The following is a 23,010-nucleotide window of genomic DNA, read 5'->3' as shown; positions in this document are numbered from 1 at the left end:
TTAGTGTTCTCTGGTATCAAATGGTCCGGGCGGGACGGGATCGTCACCACCAGGGTGTAAAGGGTGGCATTTTAATACGCGTTTCACCGTCAACCAACTGCCTTTTATCACTCCAAACCTGCGCAATGCCTCAATTCCGTAGCTCGAACAGGTTGGAGTGAAACGGCAATGCGGCCCAAGCAGCGGACTGATAAGGCGTTGATAGACCCGAATGAGGGCTATCAGGACCCGCGAGCCAGGCGACAATGGCGACGCCATAATTTTTCCAACGCTTCCGAGAGAGCACGGTTATCGAGGTCAGCAACCCCTTTTTTAGCCACCACCACGAAATCCATTGCTGGAAGTTCGTGCTGACGAAGACGAAAACTTTCACGCGTCAGACGTTTAATCCGATTGCGTTCATGTGCGCGTCGAACGTTTTTCTTGGCGACTGTAAGACCGATACGGGGATGCCCCAGCGAATTCAGGCGGCCGAGGATGGTGATTTGCGGCGTGCCAGCCCGTTGTGGCTGCTGGAAGACGAATGTGAAATGAGTGGGAGTTAACAAACGTAACTCCCTGGGAAATGCGAGCTTAACCACTCAGGGGCTAGCTTTTATTACTTAGAAACGGTCAGACGAGAACGGCCTTTAGCACGACGACGTGCCAGAACCTGACGACCATTTTTATTAGCCATACGAGCACGGAAGCCGTGAGAACGGTTGCGCTTCAGTACAGACGGTTGAAAAGTGCGTTTCATGGCGATTTCTACCTAAACTTGAATAAATTCACTGACTTTTGCGTATACCCGAACGAATATCGAACGACTTACGCCACAGTGTGGGTGATTAAAGAGGCCGGATTGTAATAATTGTACACTCCGGAGTCAATTCTCTTTCCTTATTTCCCGCTTTTTTCCGCATGGTTTCGCGTAAAAAACAGGCAGCGTTGACGCCGTGAGGCGACCGTTACTCGCTGGGGGTAAGAATTATACGGGCTGGCGGATAAAGCGCAAGGATCGCCCGGGATCTTTATTAGATCGTTTAAGCAAAAAAGCCGCTTTGCTCATTAATTTTTTCAATATGCGCGCGAAAACCTGCAGCACTTCTCCAGGATCGTTTACACTTAGCCGATTCTGGATCATCCTGTGGATAAATCGGGAAGAATCTGTGAGAAACAGAAGATCTCTCGCGCAGTTTAGGCTATGATCCGCGGTCCTGATCGTTTCATTGGATCCTGATCGGGCATATAACCGCAGACAGCGGTTCGTGCGTCACCCTCTTGCAGGGTCTTTTCGACGTGCGCCAACAATCATGAATGTTTCAGCCTTTGTCATTTATCGACTTTTGTTCGAGTGGAGTCCGCCGTGTCACTTTCGCTTTGGCAGCAGTGTCTTGCCCGATTGCAGGATGAGTTACCAGCCACAGAATTCAGTATGTGGATACGCCCGTTGCAGGCGGAACTGAGCGATAACACGCTGGCTTTGTATGCGCCAAACCGTTTTGTGCTCGATTGGGTAAGGGATAAATACCTTAACAACATCAATGGATTACTGAATAGCTTCTGTGGTGCGGATGCCCCGCAGCTGCGTTTTGAAGTCGGTACAAAACCCGTCACGCAAACGCTGAAGACGCCGGTTAATAACGTTGTGGCGCCTGCGTATGTCGCGCAACAAGTACAGCCGCAACGTGCCGCACCGGCGGCGCGCCCGGGCTGGGATAACGTTCCCGCTCCGGCAGAACACACCTATCGCTCTAACGTTAACGTCAAACACACGTTTGATAACTTCGTTGAAGGTAAATCTAACCAACTGGCGCGCGCGGCGGCACGTCAGGTGGCGGACAATCCTGGCGGTGCCTACAATCCTTTATTCCTGTATGGCGGTACTGGCTTGGGTAAAACCCACCTGTTGCATGCCGTCGGTAACGGGATCATGGCACGCAAGCCGAATGCGAAAGTGGTGTATATGCACTCCGAGCGTTTTGTCCAGGACATGGTTAAGGCCCTGCAAAACAATGCGATCGAAGAGTTTAAACGCTACTACCGTTCTGTTGACGCGTTGCTGATTGACGATATTCAATTCTTTGCCAACAAAGAACGATCTCAGGAAGAGTTTTTCCACACCTTCAATGCCCTACTGGAAGGTAATCAGCAGATCATCCTGACATCGGATCGCTATCCGAAAGAGATCAACGGTGTTGAAGATCGTCTGAAATCCCGCTTCGGCTGGGGATTGACTGTCGCGATCGAACCGCCAGAGCTGGAAACGCGAGTGGCGATCCTGATGAAGAAAGCGGACGAAAACGACATTCGTCTGCCGGGCGAGGTGGCGTTCTTTATTGCCAAGCGTCTACGCTCTAACGTGCGTGAACTGGAAGGCGCACTGAACCGAGTGATTGCCAACGCCAACTTTACCGGCCGGGCGATCACTATCGACTTTGTGCGTGAAGCGCTGCGCGATCTGCTGGCATTGCAGGAAAAACTGGTCACCATCGACAATATCCAAAAGACGGTGGCGGAGTACTACAAAATCAAAATTGCGGATCTGCTTTCTAAGCGTCGATCTCGCTCGGTAGCTCGCCCGCGTCAGATGGCGATGGCGCTGGCAAAAGAACTCACCAACCACAGTCTGCCGGAAATTGGCGACGCGTTTGGTGGGCGTGACCATACTACCGTGCTTCATGCCTGCCGCAAGATTGAGCAGTTGCGTGAAGAAAGCCATGATATTAAAGAAGATTTCTCCAATTTAATCAGAACATTATCTTCGTGACGCTATGAAATTTACCGTTGAACGTGAACATTTATTAAAACCGCTTCAGCAGGTCAGCGGCCCGCTGGGTGGTCGTCCTACACTGCCGATTCTCGGAAATCTGTTGCTACAGGTTGCGGATGGTACGCTTTCTCTGACCGGTACCGATCTTGAAATGGAAATGGTGGCACGCGTTGCGCTGATTCAGCCTCATGAACCAGGTGCGACTACCGTTCCGGCACGTAAATTTTTCGACATTTGTCGTGGGCTGCCGGAAGGGGCTGAAATCGCCGTTCAACTGGAAGGCGACCGCATGCTGGTGCGTTCTGGCCGCAGCCGTTTCTCACTTTCCACGCTACCTGCCGCCGACTTTCCGAATCTGGATGACTGGCAGAGCGAAGTTGAATTCACCCTACCGCAGGCCACAATGAAGCGCCTGATTGAGGCCACGCAGTTTTCAATGGCTCATCAGGACGTGCGCTATTACTTAAACGGCATGCTGTTTGAAACCGAAGGTGAAGAGTTGCGTACCGTGGCGACCGATGGTCACCGTCTGGCAGTCTGCTCTATGCCGGTTGGACAATCTCTGCCCAACCATTCGGTGATTGTGCCGCGTAAAGGTGTTATTGAGCTGATGCGTATGCTTGACGGCGGCGACAACCCGCTGCGAGTGCAAATTGGCAGCAACAACATCCGAGCACACGTCGGTGACTTTATTTTCACTTCCAAGCTGGTTGACGGTCGTTTCCCGGATTATCGCCGCGTGCTACCGAAGAACCCGGACAAACACCTGGAAGCAGGCTGCGATATTCTCAAGCAGGCATTTGCCCGTGCGGCGATCCTCTCTAATGAGAAGTTCCGCGGCGTGCGTCTGTACGTCAGTGAGAATCAGCTCAAAATCACGGCGAACAACCCGGAACAGGAAGAAGCAGAAGAGATCCTCGACGTCACCTACCCAGGAACTGAAATGGAAATCGGCTTCAATGTTAGCTACGTGCTGGATGTACTGAACGCACTGAAGTGCGAAAACGTCCGTATTATGCTGACTGATTCTGTTTCCAGCGTGCAGATTGAAGATGCCGCATCACAGTCGGCTGCCTATGTTGTTATGCCAATGAGACTGTAGTGGAAAATAGCGGGCTATCTTACTTGCCATTTTCAACCTGGGCTGTGCTCGCCCCTGTCACGTACTTCGTGTACGCTCCAGGGGCTGTGCGCAGGCCGCGTTGAAGTTGGCTGCGCCGATCGCCCTGGCCTGAAGAAACCCTGATATGTCACTAACGCGCCTTCTCATTAAAGATTTCCGCAATATTGAAAGCGCGGATCTTGCTTTATCTCCTGGCTTTAACTTCCTGGTAGGAGCTAACGGCAGCGGCAAAACCAGCGTGCTGGAAGCTATCTATACGCTGGGCCACGGTCGGGCGTTTCGCAGTTTGCAGATTGGTCGTGTCATTCGTCACGAGCAGGAGTCGTTTGTATTACACGGGCGTTTGCAGGGTACGGAGCGTGAAACGTCGATTGGCCTGACAAAAGATAAGCTGGGTGACAGCAAAGTGCGCATTGACGGCACCGACGGTCATAAGGTTGCAGAACTGGCACACCTGATGCCAATGCAGCTGATTACGCCTGAGGGGTTTACTTTACTCAACGGCGGCCCCAAATACAGGAGAGCATTCCTTGACTGGGGGTGCTTTCACAATGAAGCCGGATTTTTCACCGCCTGGAGCAACCTTAAGCGTCTGCTCAAGCAGCGCAATGCGGCGCTGCGCCAGGTGAGTCGTTATGAGCAACTACGTCCGTGGGATAAAGAACTGATCCCGCTGGCGGAACAAATCAGTACCTGGCGCGCGGAGTACAGCGCCGGTATCGCGCAGGATATGGCGGATACCTGCCAGCAGTTTCTTCCCGAGTTCTCTCTCTCTTTCTCTTTCCAGCGTGGCTGGGAGAAAGAGACTGATTACGCAGAGGTGCTGGAACGCAGTTTTGAACGTGACCGCATGTTGACTTACACCGCGCACGGTCCGCATAAAGCGGATTTCCGTATACGCGCTGACGGTGCGCCGGTGGAAGATACGTTGTCTCGTGGACAGTTAAAGCTGCTGATGTGCGCCTTGCGTCTGGCGCAAGGGGAGTTCCTGACCCGTGAAAGCGGACGGCGCTGCCTGTACCTGATAGATGATTTTGCCTCTGAACTGGATGATGCGCGTCGCGGACTGCTTGCCAGTCGCTTAAAAGCCACGCAATCTCAGGTCTTTGTCAGCGCAATTAGCGCTGAACACGTTCTGGACATGTCGGACAAAAATTCGAAGATGTTCACCGTGGAAAAGGGTAAAATAACGGATTAACCCAAGATAAAATGAGCGAGAAACGTTGATGTCGAATTCTTATGACTCCTCCAGTATCAAAGTCCTGAAAGGACTGGATGCGGTGCGTAAGCGCCCGGGTATGTATATCGGCGACACGGATGACGGCACCGGTCTGCACCACATGGTATTCGAGGTGGTAGATAACGCTATCGACGAAGCGCTCGCGGGTCACTGTAAAGATATCGTCGTGACGATTCACGCTGACAACTCCGTGTCCGTTACCGATGATGGCCGTGGTATCCCAACCGGGATTCACCCTGAAGAGGGCGTTTCGGCGGCAGAAGTTATCATGACCGTTCTGCACGCAGGCGGTAAATTCGATGATAACTCTTATAAAGTGTCCGGCGGTCTGCACGGCGTAGGTGTTTCCGTGGTTAACGCCCTGTCGCAGAAACTGGAGCTGGTGATTCGTCGTGAAGGCAAAGTGCATCAGCAAACTTACGTGCACGGCGTGCCGCAAGCGCCGCTGGCGGTAACCGGTGAGACCGAAGCTACGGGTACCCAGGTACGTTTCTGGCCAAGCCATGAAACTTTCACCAATGTTGTTGAATTTGAATACGATATTCTGGCGAAACGCCTGCGCGAGCTGTCATTCCTGAACTCCGGCGTATCCATCCGCCTGCGTGATAAGCGCGACGGCAAAGAAGACCATTTCCACTACGAAGGCGGCATTAAGGCGTTTGTTGAATACCTCAACAAAAATAAAACGCCGATCCACCCGAATATCTTCTACTTCTCTACTGAAAAAGACGGTATCGGCGTTGAAGTTGCGCTGCAGTGGAATGATGGTTTCCAGGAAAACATCTACTGCTTCACCAACAACATTCCGCAGCGTGATGGCGGTACTCACCTTGCAGGCTTCCGTGCGGCGATGACCCGTACCCTTAATGCCTATATGGATAAAGAAGGTTACAGCAAAAAGGCTAAAGTCAGCGCCACCGGTGATGATGCCCGTGAAGGTTTGATTGCCGTTGTTTCCGTAAAAGTGCCGGATCCGAAATTCTCTTCGCAGACCAAAGACAAGCTGGTCTCCTCCGAGGTTAAATCAGCGGTAGAACAGCAGATGAACGAACTGCTGAGCGAATACCTGCTGGAAAATCCGTCGGACGCGAAAATCGTCGTTGGCAAAATCATCGACGCTGCGCGCGCGCGCGAAGCTGCACGTCGTGCTCGTGAAATGACTCGCCGTAAAGGCGCGCTGGACTTAGCGGGTCTGCCGGGCAAACTGGCAGACTGTCAGGAGCGTGACCCGGCCCACTCTGAACTGTACCTGGTGGAAGGGGACTCCGCGGGCGGCTCTGCGAAGCAGGGACGTAACCGTAAGAACCAGGCGATTCTGCCGCTGAAAGGTAAAATCCTCAACGTTGAGAAGGCACGCTTCGACAAGATGCTCTCTTCTCAGGAAGTGGCGACGCTGATTACTGCGCTCGGTTGCGGCATCGGTCGCGACGAGTACAACCCGGATAAACTGCGCTACCACAGCATTATCATCATGACCGATGCGGACGTCGACGGCTCGCACATCCGTACGCTGCTGTTGACCTTCTTCTATCGTCAGATGCCGGAAATCGTAGAGCGTGGCCACGTCTACATTGCCCAGCCGCCGCTGTACAAAGTGAAGAAAGGGAAGCAGGAACAGTACATCAAAGATGATGAAGCGATGGATCAATACCAGATCTCTATCGCCCTTGATGGTGCTACGTTGCATACAAATGCCCACGCTCCGGCGCTGGCAGGTGAAGCACTGGAAAAACTGGTCTCTGAGTACAATGCTACGCAGAAAATGATTGGTCGCATGGAGCGTCGCTATCCTCGCTCACTGCTGAAGGAACTGGTGTACCAACCGACGCTGGCTGAAGCCGATCTGGCTGATGAAGCTAAAGTAACGGCCTGGGTTTCTCAGCTGGTTAACGTGCTGAATGAAAATGAAATGCACGGTAGCACCTGGAATAGCATCGTGCGTAAGGACGCTGAACTGAACCTGTTCGAACCGGTGATCCGCGTACGTACTCACGGTGTTGATACCGATTACCCGCTGGAGCATGAGTTTGTGACTGGTGGTGAATACCGTCGTCTTTGCACGTTGGGTGAGAAACTGCGCGGCCTGATCGAAGACGATGCGTTTATCGAACGTGGTGAGCGTCGTCAGCCTGTTGCCAGCTTCGAGCAGGCACTGGATTGGCTGGTGAAAGAGTCCCGTCGTGGTTTGTCTATTCAGCGTTATAAAGGTCTGGGTGAAATGAACCCGGAACAGCTGTGGGAAACCACCATGGATCCGGAAAGCCGCCGCATGCTGCGCGTGACGGTGAAAGACGCGATTGCTGCTGACCAGTTGTTCACTACGTTGATGGGTGACGCCGTTGAACCGCGTCGTGCGTTTATCGAAGAGAACGCCCTGAAAGCGGCGAACATCGATATCTAATCGTTATCCTGGATGAATCTACCCGGTTGTGTTGTGCAACCGGGTATTTTTTTGCCCACAAAAGGGGAATCCTGGTTCCTCTTCCTATCCCTTTTTCGTTGCTGTTTTTTGAGCGGAATCGCGTTAGCATGAGGATGGACTCATTTAATCCGGGGAACTCATGGCTATCAAACTTATTGCTATCGATATGGATGGCACACTTCTGCTGCCCGATCACACCATTTCACCTGCGGTCAAAACGGCGATTGCCGCTGCGCGCGCGCGTGGTATAAACGTGGTGCTGACCACGGGTCGCCCGTATGCCGGCGTCCATAGCTACCTGAAAGAACTTCACATGGAACAACCCGGTGACTACTGCATTACCTACAACGGTGCGCTGGTGCAGAAAGCGGGGGATGGCAGTACCGTTGCACAAACGGCGCTGAGCTATGATGATTATCGTTACCTGGAACAGCTGTCTCGTGAAGTGGGGTCACACTTCCACGCACTCGATCGCAACACGCTTTATACGGCTAACCGCGATATTAGTTACTACACGGTGCATGAATCTTTTGTCGCGACCATTCCGCTGGTGTTCTGCGAAGCAGAGAAGATGGATCCGGCAACCCAGTTCCTGAAAGTGATGATGATTGACGAGCCAGAGATCCTCGATAAAGCGATAGCGCGTATTCCGGCTGAAGTGAAAGAGAAGTATACCGTGCTGAAAAGTGCGCCGTACTTCCTCGAAATTCTGGATAAACGTGTCAATAAAGGCACCGGTGTAAAATCACTGGCGGATGCGCTGGGAATCAAAGCCGAAGAGGTCATGGCGATAGGCGATCAGGAAAATGACATCGCGATGCTCGAGTACGCAGGTATGGGTGTTGCAATGGACAACGCCATTCCGTCTGTAAAAGACATTGCCAACTTTGTCACTAAATCCAATCTTGAAGACGGCGTGGCGTATGCCATTGAGAAGTTTGCGCTGAAATAAGTCAGCCACTTTTATTTACAGCCAGCGCTGGTCTATATTTCCGCTGTTGCCCTGATTGGCGCGATGTCATACATCCTGCTGGTTGGTGATGTGAAACTCGTAGGTTAATGCTCTTCAATCAGCCCGCCGGGTGTCACGGTGGGCTGCTCTTTCTGACCTGACGGGATATGTGCAATGCCGCTTTGCATTATCCATTTACGTGCTTGTGCTGATGTTAATGCCCGACTCTTAAGGATCTTGCCATACAGCTTGATACGCAGTTTGCGGGTGGCTTTGCGGTAAGCGTTATTGATATCTGGCGCTCCCTGCAGGAGTACGCATTTCAGGATCTCCGCGCTGTCCAGCGCATAGCTAATTCCCTCCAGCGAGCTGGCGCTGATAAATCCGGCAGCTTCACCAATCAGAAATGCGTTTTTTTCACCGCAGACAAAGTCCGACCAGCGTGATGGGAACAGCACCGTGCATTTCTCGCTTTTTACCGGTTTACCGAACTGAAAATGGAACGTCTCCATCTTTGTTTTCAGCGCTTCAAAGCGTGCCTGACCATCCTTCATTGGGTATGCGCCACCGAAGATAAAAAATCCGTCTTTGCTGATACTCCAGGAGTAACAGTCCGTAGCATCGTTATCAAAAATACACGAGTAAAACGGTACGGGATGTTGTTCAGCAAACCACTGCTGAATGGCGACATATTTACGGATTTGATGTTGTGGGTAGAGATGACGGCGCACCAGTGAATTCGCTCCGTCGGCACCGACCAGATAACGGGCTGTAATCTGCTGTTCCCAACCGTCTGCGCGGAATATCACATGCCATTTACCGTCCTCGTGCCAGATTTTTCGACACAGGCTGTCGTGGTAAATTCTCACATCATCAGGAATAAGAGATTTCAGCCATAAATCAAAAGCATGTCGGTTAATGTTGATGTAGCTACGCTGGTAATTGCGCGTTAGTGATGCCGCTGTATCGATCGTTTTAACACTAAAAATCTGCGGGTTGGCGATGACATCAACGGGTAGCGTAATTCCGTCGCGGATAAACGATCTCTGGGCATCAGGAGCAAGCAAACCACCGCAGGGTTTGGTAAATCCTTCATTTCCACTCTGGCGTTTTTTATCCAGTGCAATCACACGCATTTTTCCGCTCAACTGTCGCGCCAGCGCTGCACCTGCCGGGCCTAAGCCGATAATCGCTACGTCAAAATGTTCCATCTTTCTGTCCGCAATAATTAAGATAGCGATACGCTAAAGCCTGAAAGTGAAGTCCTTGTGAAGTATGATTGCTTAAATCGTCTTGTATCAGGGCTCTTCATGAAGCAAATCACCTTTACGCCGCGTAATCATCAGCTTACCAATATCAACACCTGGACCCCGGACAGCCAGTGGCTGGTTTTTGATGTTCGTCCTTCCGGCGCATCGTTTACCGGCGAGACGATTGAACGCGTTAATATTCATACCGGCGAGCTTGAGGTGGTTTATCGCGCTACGCAGGGGGCGCATGTCGGCGTAGTGACCGTTCATCCAAAATCGGAAAAATATGTTTTTATTCATGGGCCTGAGAATCCAGATGAACACTGGCGTTACGATTTCCATCATCGCCGTGGCGTGATTGCTGGACCGCGTGGGGTGGTTAATCTGGATGCTATGGATATTACCTCGCCGTACACGCCAGGAGCGTTGCGCGGCGGTAGTCATGTCCATGTCTTCAGCCCGAACGGAGAGTTTGTCAGCTTCACCTACAACGACCATGTATTGCATGAACGCGATCCGGCGCTGGATTTACGTAACGTCGGGGTGGCTGCACCTTATGGGCCGGTAAATGTGTCCGCACAGCACCCGCGTGAGTATAGCGGTACCTACTGGTGCGTACTGGTGAGCAAGACTACGCCTGTGCCACGGCCGGGCAGCGATGAGATAAACCGCGCCTACGAAGAAGGTTGGGTGGGAAATCATACGCTGGCGTTTATTGGTGACACGTTGTCTGTAAATGGCGAGAAAGTTCCGGAGCTGTTCATCGTTGATACACCGAGGAATGAAGGCGGCTGGAAACAGCCAGGTTATGCGCCTCTGGAAGGGACTGAATCGACAATGCCAGCACCGCCATCTGGTGTGGCTCAGCGTCGCCTGACGTTTACACATAACCGCGCCTTTCCAGGGCTGGTGAATCAGCCCCGCCATTGGGTGCGCAGTAATCCAAAGGCGTCTGAAATTGCGTTTCTGATGCGTGATGATAGCGGTGTTGTGCAGCTGTGGCTGATCTCACCACAGGGCGGTGTACCTCGTCAGCTTACGCGATGTACTACGGATATTCAGTCAGCGTTCAACTGGCATCCGTCGGGAAAATGGCTGGGATTTGTGCTGGAAAACCGAATTGTCTGCTGTGATGCGCAGACCGGAAAAATTGATTATTTAACCGAGCGTCACGGTAATCCACCTTCCGCAGATGCGATCGTGTTCTCACCTGATGGTCAACAGGTCGCGTGGATGGAGGATGTCGAGGGTTTCCGTCAGCTATGGGTGGCGGAAACCGGGCGGTAACTTAAGGGGCGGGCATACTCGCCGGGGGGATAACGGAGTTGGTGACTTGCGTTCTCTCCTCACTCCTTTCTACGCGGGATCTGACTGAGTTATCTGAACGGAAAAGATCCCACGGGAGTAGTATCGTATCCAGGACAGCGGTAAATGGCATATCCAGAATGGCCAGCGACTTTGTTCCCCAGTTTGTATCGCTTTCGCTTATCATCGTAGCGCTGGCGCGAGTGCCAGGATAGGTCCCCTCTTTGCCCCCGGTATGCGACATTACGCTGGAGCAGCCACTCACTAAGACCATCGCGCTGTACATTATCACTGTTAACAACATTTTTTTTATCATCATTTATTCATCTGTTAATCATCGGTATTTGCCTGATGAGTTATCGCGATCCATTGCGAAAAATAACGTCACCATCATGTCGCACTACGGCGGCTATCGCACTCTAACGACAACGACTGTCCACCCAGTGTATGCAATAGACAACAAACTGCAAAAAAAGTCAGATGAATACGCTTGAAAAGTTTGTATTAAGACCCATTTTTAGGATGTAGACACATGAAGGGCTCGCCTGATGGGTGTCCTGGCTACCTGACCTGTCCATGATGGAAGGTCTAACATTCTCGCTGATTTCAGGAGCTATTGATTATGCGTAACTTTGACTTATCCCCACTGTACCGTTCTGCAATTGGTTTTGATCGTCTGTTTAACCTTCTGGAAAGCAATCAGAGCCAGAGCAATGGTGGCTACCCTCCGTATAACGTTGAGCTGGTAGACGAAAACCATTATCGCATTGCGATTGCCGTTGCGGGCTTTGCTGAAAGCGAGCTGGAGATTACCGCCCAGGATAATTTGCTGGTGGTAAAAGGCGCTCATGCGGACGAGCAAAAAGAACGTACTTACCTGTATCAGGGTATTGCCGAGCGCAACTTTGAACGCAAGTTCCAGTTGGCTGAGAACATTCATGTTCGTGGTGCAAACCTGGTGAACGGTCTGCTGTATATCGAGCTTGAGCGCGTGATCCCGGAAGCGAACAAACCGCGCCGTATCGAAATCAACTAATTCTGTTGGGCCGCGTCAGGCGGCCTGCTATCCCATGCTCGCCGTCAGGGAGCATATGCGAATCCTTGGATTCGCAGGTACTTACTCGCTTCTTAGAAGGAGAAATGACTATGCGTAATTACGACTTATCCCCACTGCTGCGTCAATGGATTGGTTTTGACAAACTGGCCAATGCTTTGCAAAACAGCGGTGAAAGCCAGAGCTTCCCACCCTATAACATCGAAAAGAGCGATGATAACCACTACCGCATTACCCTTGCGTTAGCTGGTTTCCGCCAGGAAGATCTGGATATTCAACTGGAAGGCACTCGCCTGACCGTGAAAGGTACGCCGCAGCAGCCGGATAAAGAGACCAAATGGCTGCACCAGGGGCTGGTAACTCAGTCCTTTAGCCTGAGTTTTACTCTGGCAGAAAATATGGAAGTCTCCGGCGCAAGCTTCACTAATGGCTTGCTGCACATCGATTTAATTCGCAATGAGCCAGAAACTATTCCGCCGCAGCGGATTGCCATTAGCGAACGTCCCGCATTAAATAGCTAATTAGCTCCTTGCCTTTGCCCCGCCAGAAATGACGGGGCTTTTTTTGTGCTTTACCACCCATACTTTGCGCCTGTACTCTGCCAGAATCCATTTACTTAATGATGTTATTCACAGGGAACAGGATAATGAGTGATATAGCATTGACGGTCAGCGTTCTGGCATTGGTGGCGGTTGTCGGGTTATGGATCGGCAACATCAAAATACGCGGTGTTGGTTTTGGCATCGGGGGCGTGCTGTTCGGCGGTATCATTGTCGGGCATTTTGTCGATCAGGCAGGGATGACTCTGAGCGGTGACATGCTGCATTTTATTCAGGAGTTTGGCCTGATACTGTTTGTGTATACCATCGGAATTCAGGTGGGGCCGGGCTTCTTTGCTTCTCTGCGGGTTTCGGGCTTACGCCTTAATCTTTTCGCCGTCCTGATCGTCATTATGGGGGGGCTGGTCACCGCTCTTCTGCATAAGATTTTTGCCATTCCTCTTCCTGTCGTGCTGGGAATATTCTCCGGTGCGGTCACCAATACCCCGGCGCTGGGCGCGGGGCAGCAAATTCTGCGCGATTTGGGTACACCTGTTGATATCGTAGATCAGATGGGGATGAGCTATGCCATGGCTTATCCTTTCGGTATTTGCGGTATCTTGCTCACTATGTGGCTGATGCGTCTTATTTTTCGCGTCAATGTTGAGGCAGAGGCTAAGCAGCATGAATCAACGCTTACTAACGGACATGCGCTGATTCAGACGATGAACATTCGTGTTGAGAACCCGAACCTCAACAATATGGCGATTCAGGATGTGCCTATTCTGAATAGCGATAAAATCATCTGCTCTCGCCTGAAACGTGAAGAGACGTTGATGGTGCCGTCGCCGGGGACGATTATCCAATTAGGCGACTTGTTACATCTGGTTGGGCAGCCTGCCGACCTGCACAACGCGCAGGTCGTGATTGGGCAGGAAGTGGATACCTCTCTGTCGACGCGGGGAACAGATTTGCGCGTTGAGCGCGTGGTGGTGACTAACGAGCAGGTACTTGGTAAACGGATCCGTGACCTGCACTTTAAAGAGCGCTACGACGTGGTGATCTCTCGACTGAACCGTGCGGGCGTTGAGTTGGTCGCCAGCAGTGATGCCAGTTTGCAGTTTGGGGATATTCTCAATCTGGTTGGACGCCCCTCGTCCATCGATGCCGTTGCCAATGTCGTGGGCAACGCGCAGCAAAAACTGCAACAGGTGCAGATGTTGCCAGTGTTTATCGGCATCGGGCTTGGGGTTTTGTTGGGGTCCATTCCGTTGTTTATCCCAGGCTTCCCGGTGGCGTTAAAGCTGGGGCTGGCCGGTGGTCCGCTAATTATGGCGCTGATACTTGGACGTATTGGCAGCATCGGCAAGCTGTACTGGTTTATGCCGCCGAGCGCCAACCTGGCGCTGCGTGAGTTAGGTATTGTGCTCTTTCTGGCGGTAGTTGGCCTGAAGTCAGGTGGTGATTTTGTCGATACGTTGATGCAGGGAGATGGTCTGAGTTGGGTTGGCTATGGCATCTTTATCACCGCTATTCCGCTGATTACCGTCGGGATACTGGCGCGTATCTTCGCCAAAATGAACTACCTGACGCTGTGCGGAATGCTGGCTGGTTCCATGACCGATCCACCTGCGCTGGCGTTTGCTAACAACCTCCATGCTACCAGCGGTGCGGCAGCGCTCTCTTATGCCACGGTTTATCCACTGGTGATGTTCCTGCGTATTATTACTCCACAGCTGCTGGCAGTGATTTTCTGGGGAATGGGATAAGTCTTTTAACTCACTGAAGATATTGCTCTTATCAGGCCTACAAGATCTATTTTGTAGGCCTTTCCTTTGTCTGAATCACATTACGCAGCCTAACGTTTGAGAATCGGGTTCATACTCCTTTACTGTTCCGGTATAACGACCAGATAACAACATTGAAGGAGTTGTGATGAAGATTTCCCTCCTCGGAGAAGCGCCGGATTACCGTTTCTCGCTGGCAAATGAGCGTACTTTTCTGGCGTGGATCCGTACCGCGCTGGGGTTTCTGGCCGCGGGTGTCGGCCTGGACCAACTGGCACCGGATTTCGCCACGCCGGTCATTCGAGAACTGTTGGCTCTGCTGCTGTGCGTGTTTGCGGGCGGTCTGGCGATTTATGGTTACTTGCGCTGGCTGCGTAATGAAAAGGCAATGCGTCTGAAAGAGGACTTGCCGTACACCCATAGCCTTTTGATAATCAGCCTGATTTTGATGTTTGTCGCGGTGATTGTGATGGGGCTGGTATTGTATGCCGGATAGCCGTAAATCGCGGCGTATTGCCGATCCCGGGCTGCAACCGGAGCGTACATCGCTTGCCTGGCTTCGAACTCTTCTTGGCTACGGCGCATTAATGGCGCTGGCGTTGAAGCATAACTGGCATCAGGTGGGATTTCTCTTCTGGGTTTCTCTCGGTGTACTGGCGATCGTGGCGATAATTCTCTGGCGCTATACCCGCAGTCGTAATCTGATGGACGTTGCACATAACGATTTTTCTGAATCTCGTGCGGTGCGTGACAAATTTATGATCTCTCTCGCGGTGTTATCTCTCGCAATACTGTTTGCTGTAACACACGTTCGCCAACTTATCGTATTTATCGGGGATTTTGCATGACGGGGTGTGAGGACATGGATGTTAGTGAGGGGGGGATTAAGATGGTGGTGGTGGATCACCAGAAATGTCAGTACCCTGTTGATTTATATCGAAATTTACAGAAAGACGGCGTTCGTTCTGTGCAGTTTATTCCCCTGGTTGAACGTGATGAAAAAGGCAACCTGACAGCTGAATCTGTTTCTTCAGAAGACTGGGGACGGTTTTTAAATACGGTATTTGATATCTGGGTTCGTGAGGATATTACTCGAATATCCATTCCACTGTTCGATAACACGCTGAATCGGTGGTGTGGTCGGACGGGACAAGCCGATCGACAGACGATTTCACTGCTGAGTACGCGCTGTCAGTCATGTTCCTTGCTGCAATTCTATCGTGGCGATTGCCCGGCATATTGTGATGATGGGAAGGGGGGACTGTGCGCAGGTTATCAAGCGTTCTTTGACCACACCGCCCCGCATATGCGCGTTATGCGCGACTTGCTTAAACAGCATCGCTCACCGATGGAACTGATGGCGATGCTGCGTTAAGGTCAACGGCGTTTAACGTCCTTTAGCGAGGTACTGCGCCATTTCTTCATCCGGCACCATACCGCCGCCGGTGGCCCAGACCAGATGGGTGGCGTTATTGAGCTGCTCTGCGCTGAGTCCGTGCATCTGCTGATAGTCAGCAGAATTGCATACGCGCTGAGGACCGGCCATGCCCGCCAGAGCTGAAGGCTCCAGGCGAATACCTTCCTCCTGTGCCAGCCAGCCCAGCATATCGTACATAGTCTGGTCATCAAGAGTGTACAGGCCATCAAGCAGACGCTCCATTGCGCGGCCTACAAAACCCGAAGCGCGACCGACTGCCAGACCATCTGCCGCGGTCAGGTTGTCGATACCAATCTCCTGAACGGAAATCGTATCGTGCAACCCGGTGTAAACTCCCAGCAGCATGCACGGTGAATGGGTTGGCTCAGCAAAGAAGCAGTGCACGTTATCGCCGAACGCTAATTTCAGGCCAAACGCCACGCCGCCAGGTCCGCCGCCCACACCGCACGGTAGATAGACAAATAACGGATGTTCGGCATCCACCACGCGACCTTGCTGTGCAAACTGTGCCTTCAGACGTTGTCCGGCAACCGCATAGCCCAGGAACAATGTGCGGGAGTTTTCGTCATCGATAAAGAAGCAGTTGGGATCGGATTCTGCCGCCTTGCGACCCTGTTCAACAGCCACGCCGTAATCTTCTTCGTACTCAACTACCGTTACTCCGTGGCTGCGCAGTTTGGCTTTTTTCCATGCACGGGCGTCAGCAGACATATGTACAGTTACCTTAAAGCCAATGCAGGCGCTCATAATGCCGATCGACATTCCCAGGTTACCGGTTGAGCCTACCGCGATGCTGTACTGGCTGAAAAACTGTTTGAACTCAGGAGATAGCAGGATGCTGTAATCATCGTCGGTGGTTAGCAGACCAGCTTCCAGCGCCAGTTTTTCGGCGTGAGTCAGCACTTCATAAATACCGCCACGGGCTTTAATCGAGCCGGAAATTGGCAGGTGGCTGTCTTTTTTCAGCAGTATTTTGCCGCAAATACTCTGGCCGTACTCTTTTTCCAGCCGTTTTTGCATCGCAGGAATAGCGGCTAGCTCAGACTCGATGATGCCGCCGGTTGCAGCGGTTTCCGGGAATGCTTTCGCCAAATACGGTGCAAAACGAGCCAGACGGGCGTGAGCATCCTGCACATCGTGCTCCGTCAGACCCACGTAGGGTAAACCTTCCGCAAGAGAGGTGGTGCCCGGGTTAAACCAGGTCGTTTCTTTGAGTGCGACCAGATCCTCCACTAAAGGATACTGGGCGATGAGTTTTTGCATGTTTTCCATAGTACGTCTCTTTGCGCTTAGATGATAAAGGAAAGCAGGAATGTGCACGCTAGTGCAATCACCGACGCGATAAATGTCGCGGTCGTATAGTATTTAAACGTCTCATTCAGGGTAGCGCCGCAGTACTGCTTCACCAGCCAGAAGAGAGAATCTGTGACGATTGTGCAGCCAATTGCGCCAGAACCGATGGCAATAGTGATGATCTCCGGGCTGACGTTGGGGTAGAGCGGTAGCATCGGAGCAACAATCGCCGTTGCGCCCATCATCGCTACCGTAGCTGAACCCACTGCGGCATGCAGGATCAATGCCACCAGCCAGGCCAGCAGAATCGGGTGCATATGCATGTTGGAGAGGATCAGTGCCAGGGTATCCGCCAGGCCGCTGCTTTTGAGGATAGCGTTGAATGCGCCACCGGCACCGATAATCAGCAGAATGTTAGCAATTGAGCCAAACCCGTTCTCAGTATGGGTCAGGAGTGTGCTCATGCCGATATGCTGGCGCAGGCCGAGAATGTAATAGGCCACGAAGACGGCGATAAACATTGCTGTGATCGGATTACCGATAAACTCCAGCAGCGTATATACCGTACTGCCTTTCGCCATGTTCAGTTCAGCGACTGTTTTCACCAGCATCAGACCAATTGGCAGCAGTACGGTAAACAGCGTTGCACCCAGTGATGGCAGCGTGTTTTCGTCTCGTACCTTGAGGTCGGAAAACTCGGCTGGTACTGGTTTAAACGGCAGGCGGTTACCGAGGAATTTGAGGTACAGCGGCCCACCAATCAGGGATGCCATCAGTCCAACAAGTAAACCATAAACGATAACAGTACCTAGATCCGCGCCCAGTTTATTCGCCACAAACAAGGCTGCCGGGTGTGGCGGTACTACACAATGCACCGCCATCAGTGCAGTACACAGCGGAATAGCCAGCTTCAGTAATGAGGTATTCGTTTTTTTGGCAATTGAAAATGCCAGAGGAATCAGAAGCACCACGCCGACTTCAACAAACAGCGTAATACCGCAAATCAGCCCAACCAGCACCATAATGACGTCAGCAGAAAGCCAGCGGCAGCGTTGAAGCGTCAGGCCGATGCGTTCCGCTGCGCCAGAAACCTCCATCATTTTACCAAGAATGGTTCCCAGACCGATAACCGCGGCGAGGAATCCCAGTGTGCCACCGATGCCACTCTCAATGGCATTGACCATATCCAGCGGCCCCATGCCCATCATCGTACCCACGAAGAAACTGGCTAACAGCAGCGCCAGAAACGGATGGAATTTAAACTTCACGATGGTCAAAACGATCAACACGATGCTTATCAGCAGCGTGCTCACAACCCAGATTTGAGAGTGCATATCTCACCTTGCCCTGTGATTAACATAGGTTACATTGGACAAAAAAACGGCATGGGCTGACAAACGATAAAATTGGCCTTTCACATGAGCCAAATTGAATCAAATTGGTGATTTAGGTCTTATTATGGCTGGTTTATGCGACATGCTTCACTTTGAATCATCTTTGTGCTGATTTTTTCAGCGCGTTTTTTTACACTCCGGCTAAAAATTCAGGATGACGGAGATAAATATGGATCCCCTGCGTGATGTCAGAAATCGTCTGCTCAATGGCTGGCAGCTATCAAAACTCTATACCTTTGAGGTGGCGGCCAGACATCAGTCTTTTGCGCTGGCGGCAGACGAACTGTCGTTAAGCCCGAGCGCCGTCAGCCATCGTATTAATCAGCTCGAAGAGGAGTTGGGCATCCAGTTGTTTGTTCGTTCACATCGCAAAGTGGAACTCACTCATGAAGGTAAGCGAGTGTTCTGGGCGCTGAAATCATCGCTGGATACACTCAACCAGGAAATTCTCGATATCAAGAATCAGGAGCTGTCAGGGACGCTCACCGTTTATTCACGCCCCTCCATTGCCCAGTGTTGGCTGGTTCCGGCTCTCGGTGACTTTACCCGTCGCTATCCATCGATTTCACTGACGATATTGACCGGAAATGACAACGTCAATTTGCAACGAGCCGGGATCGATCTGGCCATCTATTTTGACGATGCACCTTCCGCGCAACTCACCCACCATTTTCTGATGGATGAAGCGATAGTACCGGTATGCAGCCCGGACTATGCTCGCCGCTATGAGCTGGCAGGGTCTTTGGTGAACCTGCCACATTGCACGCTGCTGCACGACAGGCAGGCGTGGAGCAACGACTCGGGTACCGATGAGTGGCACAGTTGGGCGCAGCATTTTTCAGTGAATTTGCCGACATCGTCTGGTATTGGCTTTGATCGTTCTGATTTAGCGGTGATTGCGGCAATGAACCACATTGGTGTGGCAATGGGGAGAAAGAGGCTGGTGCAAAAACGTCTCGACAGCGGTGAGCTGATCGCCCCTTTTGGTGATATGGCGCTGAAATGTCACCAGCATTATTACATCACCACGCTGCCAGGCAGACAGTGGCCAAAAATCGAGGCGTTTATCGGCTGGCTGCAAGAACAGGTATGATGATAATTATTACGTTTTCGCTCTACACCTGATACCAGAGATTGTGCTAAATACGTGATATCACTCCCGGTTAATGCCTGAGGACAACCGTGTTAAAGCCGCTCATTTCTCTCATGTTGCTGTCCAGTGCCGCTGTGTATGCGGCTGAACCGCCGTTAACGGCTGAACACTACGCGCAACAGCTTGGAGTAGGAATGGACGTCGACTGGGCGCGCACTGAAAGGGGGATCCGTGAGTTCGATCCGCTGGTGGTGCGGGATTTTCGGGCGCAGGAGCTAACTCATGTGCGGATTCGCGTTGCGGGCGAGCCAACAGAGGCCAGGCTTATCCATCTGCGTAAGCTGGTGGAAGCCTGTGAGCAATATGGCGTGATCCCGATAATTGCTTATCAGGCGGATGAGTACAAAAAAGACCCTTCTACCGGAAATGAAAAAGAGGTCGTTAACTGGTGGGTGGCCGTGGCGCATTACTTTGGTCAAAGCTCACCGCTATTGGGTTTTGACCTGATCTATGAACCTGCCGATAAATTAAATCATAATCAGGCATCCCTCAATCGGGTGTATGACAAAACGATTCGCATGATTCATGCCATCGACCCGCAGCGTATGATTTTTGTCGCACCACGCCTGCGCGCCGCGCCGGAAGATTTACCAAACCTGAAGCTACCGCCGCAAAGTCAGAGTTACGTTCTGGCTGAATGGCATATTTTTCCGTGGGGGCCGCTAAAAAATAACGGGAAATACCCGTGGACATCGGGTACAACGGCGGAAAAGGCTGCCATTCGTGCCCGAATTAACAGTGCTATTCACTGGCAGCAGAAAACGGGTCATGTCAGTTGGGTCGGTGGCTGGGCACCCGGTGAAACGATCAAAAACGCGCCTTCCGCTGCGCAGTACGCGTTTGCCAGATTTATGGCATGTGAATTGAAGAAAGCGAAAATTCCCTATGCCATCAATACCAATACACAGTTTTATGATGGCGAGGAAGGAGCCTGGCGTCCGGCGCTGGAACCGTTAATGAAGATGATGATCATGCCGGAGTGTGAAAAGCCCGGCGATAAACCGGGCCATCATTCGCTTAAACCGCCTGCCCCTGATGAGACACACGTGATGCCAGCGGCAACCAGCACACAAAAATCAGTAGCCCCATAAGGGTCATCAGCAGGCCAAGACTGGCCTGTCCGGTTTGCGGCAGCATCGCGGAGAGCCATGCCAGCACGCCGGAACCAATGTTTTGTAAACCGCCGACCAGCGCTCCGGCTGTACCTGCCAGAAACGGGAAAGGCTCCATTGCGCCGCTGGTTGCCAGCGGGAACAGCATTCCGGCACCAAAGAAAAACAATGCGGCGGGAACCAGCAGTGTCCAGACGTTCATCACGTCAAACAGGCCAGGGATCCACATCATCAGCCCGGCTACCAGACAGCAGGTAACGGACTGCCACATCAGCGTCGAGAAGCGCTTGTTTGGGCGACCGGCGAACCACGCGCCGAAAAACGCCGCAGGAATAGGCAGAATAAACAGAATACTGACCGCCATGCTGCTTAAGCCTAAAACAGCGCCCATTAATACCCCGGAGCAGGCTTCGAAGACCGCAACGCCCGCCAGACCGCCAATCAGCATCAGCACGTAACAAGTGAATGCACCGTTGCCAAACAAGGTTTTGTAGCTGGCGATAAGCCGTGGGCGAGGTGCACCCGCAGGTCGCGTTTCAGGCATCCAGCGTGCCATGCTAAAGGTAACGCCCGCGCACAGAATCAACAGGAAAATATAGCAGGCGCGCCAGTTCCACAGGGTATCCAACATGCCGCCAATCAGCGGTGCCAACAGTGGGCTGACGAGGATCCCCATATTTAACAAGCTGTTGGCATGACGCAACTGAGTGCCTTCATACAGATCTCGCGGTAAAGTTCGCGCCATTACACCGCCGACCCCTGTTCCCATTCCCTGTATAGCGCTGGCGATAATCAGTATCGTCAGGCTGTGGGTTGTAATGGCTACCAGCGTTGCCAGCATAAAAATGGACATCCCAGTGAGGATAACCGGGCGACGCCCTACGCGGTCAGAAAGAGGGCCGTAAAACAGCTGTGACACGCCGTAGGTCAGCAGGTAAGCGGCCATTACGCTTTGCACTGCCCCTTCACGAACGTTCAGTTCACGTGCCATATCGGCAATAGCGGGGATATAAATGGTTTGCGCCATTTGTCCGACCGCCACCAGTAGTACCAACATCAACAACAAATTGACGCTTCTATGCCTTTTCATTTCGCTGATTACTTTTCAAAAATAGAAAAAATAAGAATAAGGTGCTGCTAATTCCCGTAAATGCGCGTGGAATCTACCACATTAAAAAAAGAAGACCATATTCAGAACTGCAATGATCGGGAGGTGAACGGCAGGAAATGTAAACAAAAAGCGGCAATAAATGTTGCCGGAATGAATGGTGATGGCGATGACAGGATAGGTAAGGCGTAGCCGCCATCCGGCAATCAGGATAAACGCAATAAAATTGCCCCCAAAGCAATTCCCCCCGCGGCGATAAGACGTATTCCGGCGACTTTTTCCTTAAGTAGTAGCCAGGCGAGCAGGGCGCCAAACAGAATAGACGTTTCGCGCAGCGCGGCGACGACCGCCAGCGGGGCCTGCGTCATCGCCCACAGCGCCAGTCCGTAAGAGCCCATGGTGCCAATACCGCCCAGAATCCCTTTTTTCCACTGTTGTACCAGATAGCGCGATGCTTCCCGGCGTCGGGCAATCATCGCCCAGCTCAGCAGGCATGAGCCGTTCAGAAAGAACGTCCAAAGCGTATAGCCCAGCGCGGTATCTGATAATCTCACACCGGTGCCATCCACCAGTGTATATCCGGCAATAAAGCAGGCATTGATTAATGCCAGGATAATTCCACGCTGCGAACTGCTGCGACCGTTAAATGCCATCCCGAGGATTGCCAGACAGATCGTAGCAATACCTACCCACGCAAGCATCGACAGGCTATCGCCGAGAAACAGGACGCTAATGATAGCGACCAGCAGTGGGGCTGTGCCGCGCATTAAGGGATAGGTCTGGCTCATGTCCGAGACCTGATAAGTTTTAGCAACCAGTACGGTATACACCACCTGTAACGCGGTTGAGATCGCTAAATATGGCAGGCTGGCGACAGAGGGATGTGGTGCAAAAGGTAAACATACCAGCGCCATAACAGCCGCCGAGCCACTGACGCTGATGGCTGAGTAAAGTTTGTCGTTTCCTGCTTTTACAATGGCATTCCAGCTGGCATGAAGCAGCGCGGCAAACAGCAAAATGCAGAAAACAGAAAGGGTCATGGCGGTATTCTTCCCTGAGAATGTCATAAAAACGTAACATATTGGCGC

Annotated in this window: 24 protein-coding genes, 1 pseudogene and 1 other annotated feature; of the genes and pseudogenes, 15 read left to right on the top strand and 10 right to left on the bottom strand. The window is 52.0% G+C overall.

Translation table 11 applies throughout. The annotated features are described in order from the left end of the window. The 4 genes from yidD to SK36_RS25300 form a co-directional block, all read right to left on the bottom strand. On the bottom strand, positions 1-258 hold the full coding sequence (gene yidD / locus SK36_RS24165) for a membrane protein insertion efficiency factor YidD (RefSeq protein ID WP_003023846.1): 258 nt from the start codon (positions 256-258) through the stop codon (positions 1-3). Beyond that, positions 222-581 carry a ribonuclease P protein component gene (rnpA, locus tag SK36_RS21560; RefSeq protein ID WP_045448963.1) on the bottom strand — a complete coding sequence of 120 codons (360 nt, stop codon included), beginning with the start codon at positions 579-581 and terminating at the stop codon, positions 222-224. The genes yidD and rnpA overlap by 37 nt, the downstream gene beginning before the upstream one ends. Positions 582-598: 17 nt before the next feature. Next, positions 599-739: a 50S ribosomal protein L34 gene (gene rpmH, locus SK36_RS21555; RefSeq protein WP_003023858.1), complete on the bottom strand. Its 141-nt coding sequence runs from the start codon at positions 737-739 to the stop codon at positions 599-601. A 228-nt stretch (positions 740-967) separates the two neighbouring features. Next, positions 968-1,048 carry a hypothetical protein gene (locus SK36_RS25300; protein ID WP_442854990.1) on the bottom strand — a complete coding sequence of 27 codons (81 nt, stop codon included), beginning with the start codon at positions 1,046-1,048 and terminating at the stop codon, positions 968-970. 297 nt (positions 1,049-1,345) lie between these two features. Between SK36_RS25300 and dnaA the strand changes: the two genes are divergently transcribed. The 6 genes and pseudogenes from dnaA to SK36_RS25105 form a co-directional block, all read left to right on the top strand. Then, complete coding sequence (gene dnaA, locus SK36_RS21550) at positions 1,346-2,749, top strand: chromosomal replication initiator protein DnaA (RefSeq protein WP_045448960.1); 1,404 nt, start codon at positions 1,346-1,348, stop codon at positions 2,747-2,749. 4 nt (positions 2,750-2,753) lie between these two features. Then, entirely contained in the window at positions 2,754-3,854 is a 1,101-nt protein-coding gene (gene dnaN / locus SK36_RS21545) for a DNA polymerase III subunit beta (RefSeq protein WP_045448958.1), read from the top strand. A gap of 145 nt (positions 3,855-3,999) precedes the next feature. Beyond that, on the top strand, positions 4,000-5,073 hold the full coding sequence (gene recF, locus SK36_RS21540; protein WP_045448956.1) for a DNA replication/repair protein RecF: 1,074 nt from the start codon (positions 4,000-4,002) through the stop codon (positions 5,071-5,073). Positions 5,074-5,101: 28 nt separating this feature from the next. Then, positions 5,102-7,516 carry a DNA topoisomerase (ATP-hydrolyzing) subunit B gene (gyrB, locus tag SK36_RS21535; RefSeq protein WP_045448955.1) on the top strand — a complete coding sequence of 805 codons (2,415 nt, stop codon included), beginning with the start codon at positions 5,102-5,104 and terminating at the stop codon, positions 7,514-7,516. A gap of 160 nt (positions 7,517-7,676) precedes the next feature. Continuing rightward, positions 7,677-8,489: a sugar-phosphatase gene (yidA, locus tag SK36_RS21530; RefSeq protein ID WP_048223196.1), complete on the top strand. Its 813-nt coding sequence runs from the start codon at positions 7,677-7,679 to the stop codon at positions 8,487-8,489. A 21-nt stretch (positions 8,490-8,510) separates the two neighbouring features. Then, a pseudogene (locus tag SK36_RS25105) lies at positions 8,511-8,597 on the top strand (hypothetical protein); the annotation flags it as partial. On the opposite strand, the gene cbrA reads toward SK36_RS25105, so the two are convergent. After that, positions 8,594-9,700: a colicin M resistance lipid reductase CbrA gene (cbrA, locus tag SK36_RS21525; protein ID WP_048223195.1), complete on the bottom strand. Its 1,107-nt coding sequence runs from the start codon at positions 9,698-9,700 to the stop codon at positions 8,594-8,596. The pseudogene SK36_RS25105 and the gene cbrA sit on opposite strands and share 4 nt — an antisense overlap. Before the next feature lie 99 nt (positions 9,701-9,799). On the opposite strand from cbrA, the gene SK36_RS21520 reads away from it, so the two are divergent. Next, positions 9,800-11,026, top strand: coding sequence for a YidR family protein (locus tag SK36_RS21520; RefSeq protein WP_048223194.1), 1,227 nt, complete (start codon positions 9,800-9,802; stop codon positions 11,024-11,026). A gap of 1 nt (position 11,027) precedes the next feature. Here SK36_RS21520 and SK36_RS21515 read toward each other — a convergent pair whose 3' ends face one another. After that, the gene (locus SK36_RS21515; protein WP_190284582.1) at positions 11,028-11,360 is read right to left on the bottom strand and encodes a YceK/YidQ family lipoprotein; all 333 of its coding nucleotides are present in this window, start codon (positions 11,358-11,360) and stop codon (positions 11,028-11,030) included. 240 nt (positions 11,361-11,600) lie between these two features. Continuing rightward, positions 11,601-11,673 (top strand) — a sequence feature (ROSE (Repression Of Heat Shock gene Expression) occurs in the 5'-region of heat shock genes and acts as an RNA thermometer to modulate expression.). On the opposite strand from SK36_RS21515, the gene ibpA reads away from it, so the two are divergent. The 6 genes from ibpA to SK36_RS21485 all read left to right on the top strand — a co-directional run bounded on the left by ibpA (position 11,667) and on the right by SK36_RS21485 (position 15,799). Beyond that, positions 11,667-12,080 (top strand): small heat shock chaperone IbpA, encoded by a 414-nt coding sequence (ibpA, locus tag SK36_RS21510; RefSeq protein WP_045448945.1) that lies wholly within the window; start codon positions 11,667-11,669, stop codon positions 12,078-12,080. It overlaps the preceding feature by 7 nt. 110 nt (positions 12,081-12,190) lie before the next feature. After that, positions 12,191-12,619 (top strand): small heat shock chaperone IbpB, encoded by a 429-nt coding sequence (ibpB, locus tag SK36_RS21505; RefSeq protein ID WP_045448943.1) that lies wholly within the window; start codon positions 12,191-12,193, stop codon positions 12,617-12,619. A gap of 125 nt (positions 12,620-12,744) precedes the next feature. After that, positions 12,745-14,406, top strand: a complete 1,662-nt coding sequence (locus SK36_RS21500) for a putative transporter (RefSeq protein WP_045448941.1) — start codon at positions 12,745-12,747, stop codon at positions 14,404-14,406. Between the two features lie 166 nt (positions 14,407-14,572). Further along, positions 14,573-14,920 (top strand): YidH family protein, encoded by a 348-nt coding sequence (locus SK36_RS21495; protein ID WP_048223193.1) that lies wholly within the window; start codon positions 14,573-14,575, stop codon positions 14,918-14,920. After that, a complete protein-coding gene (locus SK36_RS21490) occupies positions 14,910-15,272 on the top strand; it encodes a DUF202 domain-containing protein (protein ID WP_045448937.1) in 363 nt (120 codons plus the stop codon). Before SK36_RS21495 ends, SK36_RS21490 begins: the two co-directional genes overlap by 11 nt. Beyond that, positions 15,269-15,799 (top strand): radical SAM protein, encoded by a 531-nt coding sequence (locus tag SK36_RS21485; RefSeq protein WP_045448936.1) that lies wholly within the window; start codon positions 15,269-15,271, stop codon positions 15,797-15,799. Before SK36_RS21490 ends, SK36_RS21485 begins: the two co-directional genes overlap by 4 nt. A gap of 12 nt (positions 15,800-15,811) precedes the next feature. Here SK36_RS21485 and dsdA read toward each other — a convergent pair whose 3' ends face one another. Together dsdA and dsdX are read right to left on the bottom strand one after the other, a co-directional pair. Next, entirely contained in the window at positions 15,812-17,134 is a 1,323-nt protein-coding gene (dsdA, locus tag SK36_RS21480) for a D-serine ammonia-lyase (RefSeq protein ID WP_048223190.1), read from the bottom strand. Between the two features lie 17 nt (positions 17,135-17,151). Further along, positions 17,152-18,489, bottom strand: coding sequence for a D-serine transporter DsdX (gene dsdX, locus SK36_RS21475; protein WP_045448933.1), 1,338 nt, complete (start codon positions 18,487-18,489; stop codon positions 17,152-17,154). A gap of 229 nt (positions 18,490-18,718) precedes the next feature. Between dsdX and dsdC the strand changes: the two genes are divergently transcribed. Continuing rightward, on the top strand, positions 18,719-19,642 hold the full coding sequence (gene dsdC / locus SK36_RS21470) for a DNA-binding transcriptional regulator DsdC (RefSeq protein ID WP_045448930.1): 924 nt from the start codon (positions 18,719-18,721) through the stop codon (positions 19,640-19,642). Positions 19,643-19,731: 89 nt separating this feature from the next. Then, positions 19,732-20,793 carry a cellulase family glycosylhydrolase gene (locus SK36_RS21465; protein ID WP_048223187.1) on the top strand — a complete coding sequence of 354 codons (1,062 nt, stop codon included), beginning with the start codon at positions 19,732-19,734 and terminating at the stop codon, positions 20,791-20,793. Here SK36_RS21465 and emrD read toward each other — a convergent pair. Then, complete coding sequence (gene emrD, locus SK36_RS21460) at positions 20,720-21,904, bottom strand: multidrug efflux MFS transporter EmrD (RefSeq protein WP_045448926.1); 1,185 nt, start codon at positions 21,902-21,904, stop codon at positions 20,720-20,722. The genes SK36_RS21465 and emrD overlap by 74 nt on opposite strands. 224 nt (positions 21,905-22,128) lie before the next feature. After that, on the bottom strand, positions 22,129-22,962 hold the full coding sequence (locus SK36_RS21455) for a DMT family transporter (protein ID WP_048223184.1): 834 nt from the start codon (positions 22,960-22,962) through the stop codon (positions 22,129-22,131). Positions 22,963-23,010 lie beyond the last annotated feature (48 nt).

The organism is Citrobacter sp. MGH106 (assembly GCF_001037495.1).
GTDB lineage: Bacteria > Pseudomonadota > Gammaproteobacteria > Enterobacterales > Enterobacteriaceae > Citrobacter > Citrobacter murliniae.
This window is presented reverse-complemented; position numbering and strand designations above follow the sequence as displayed.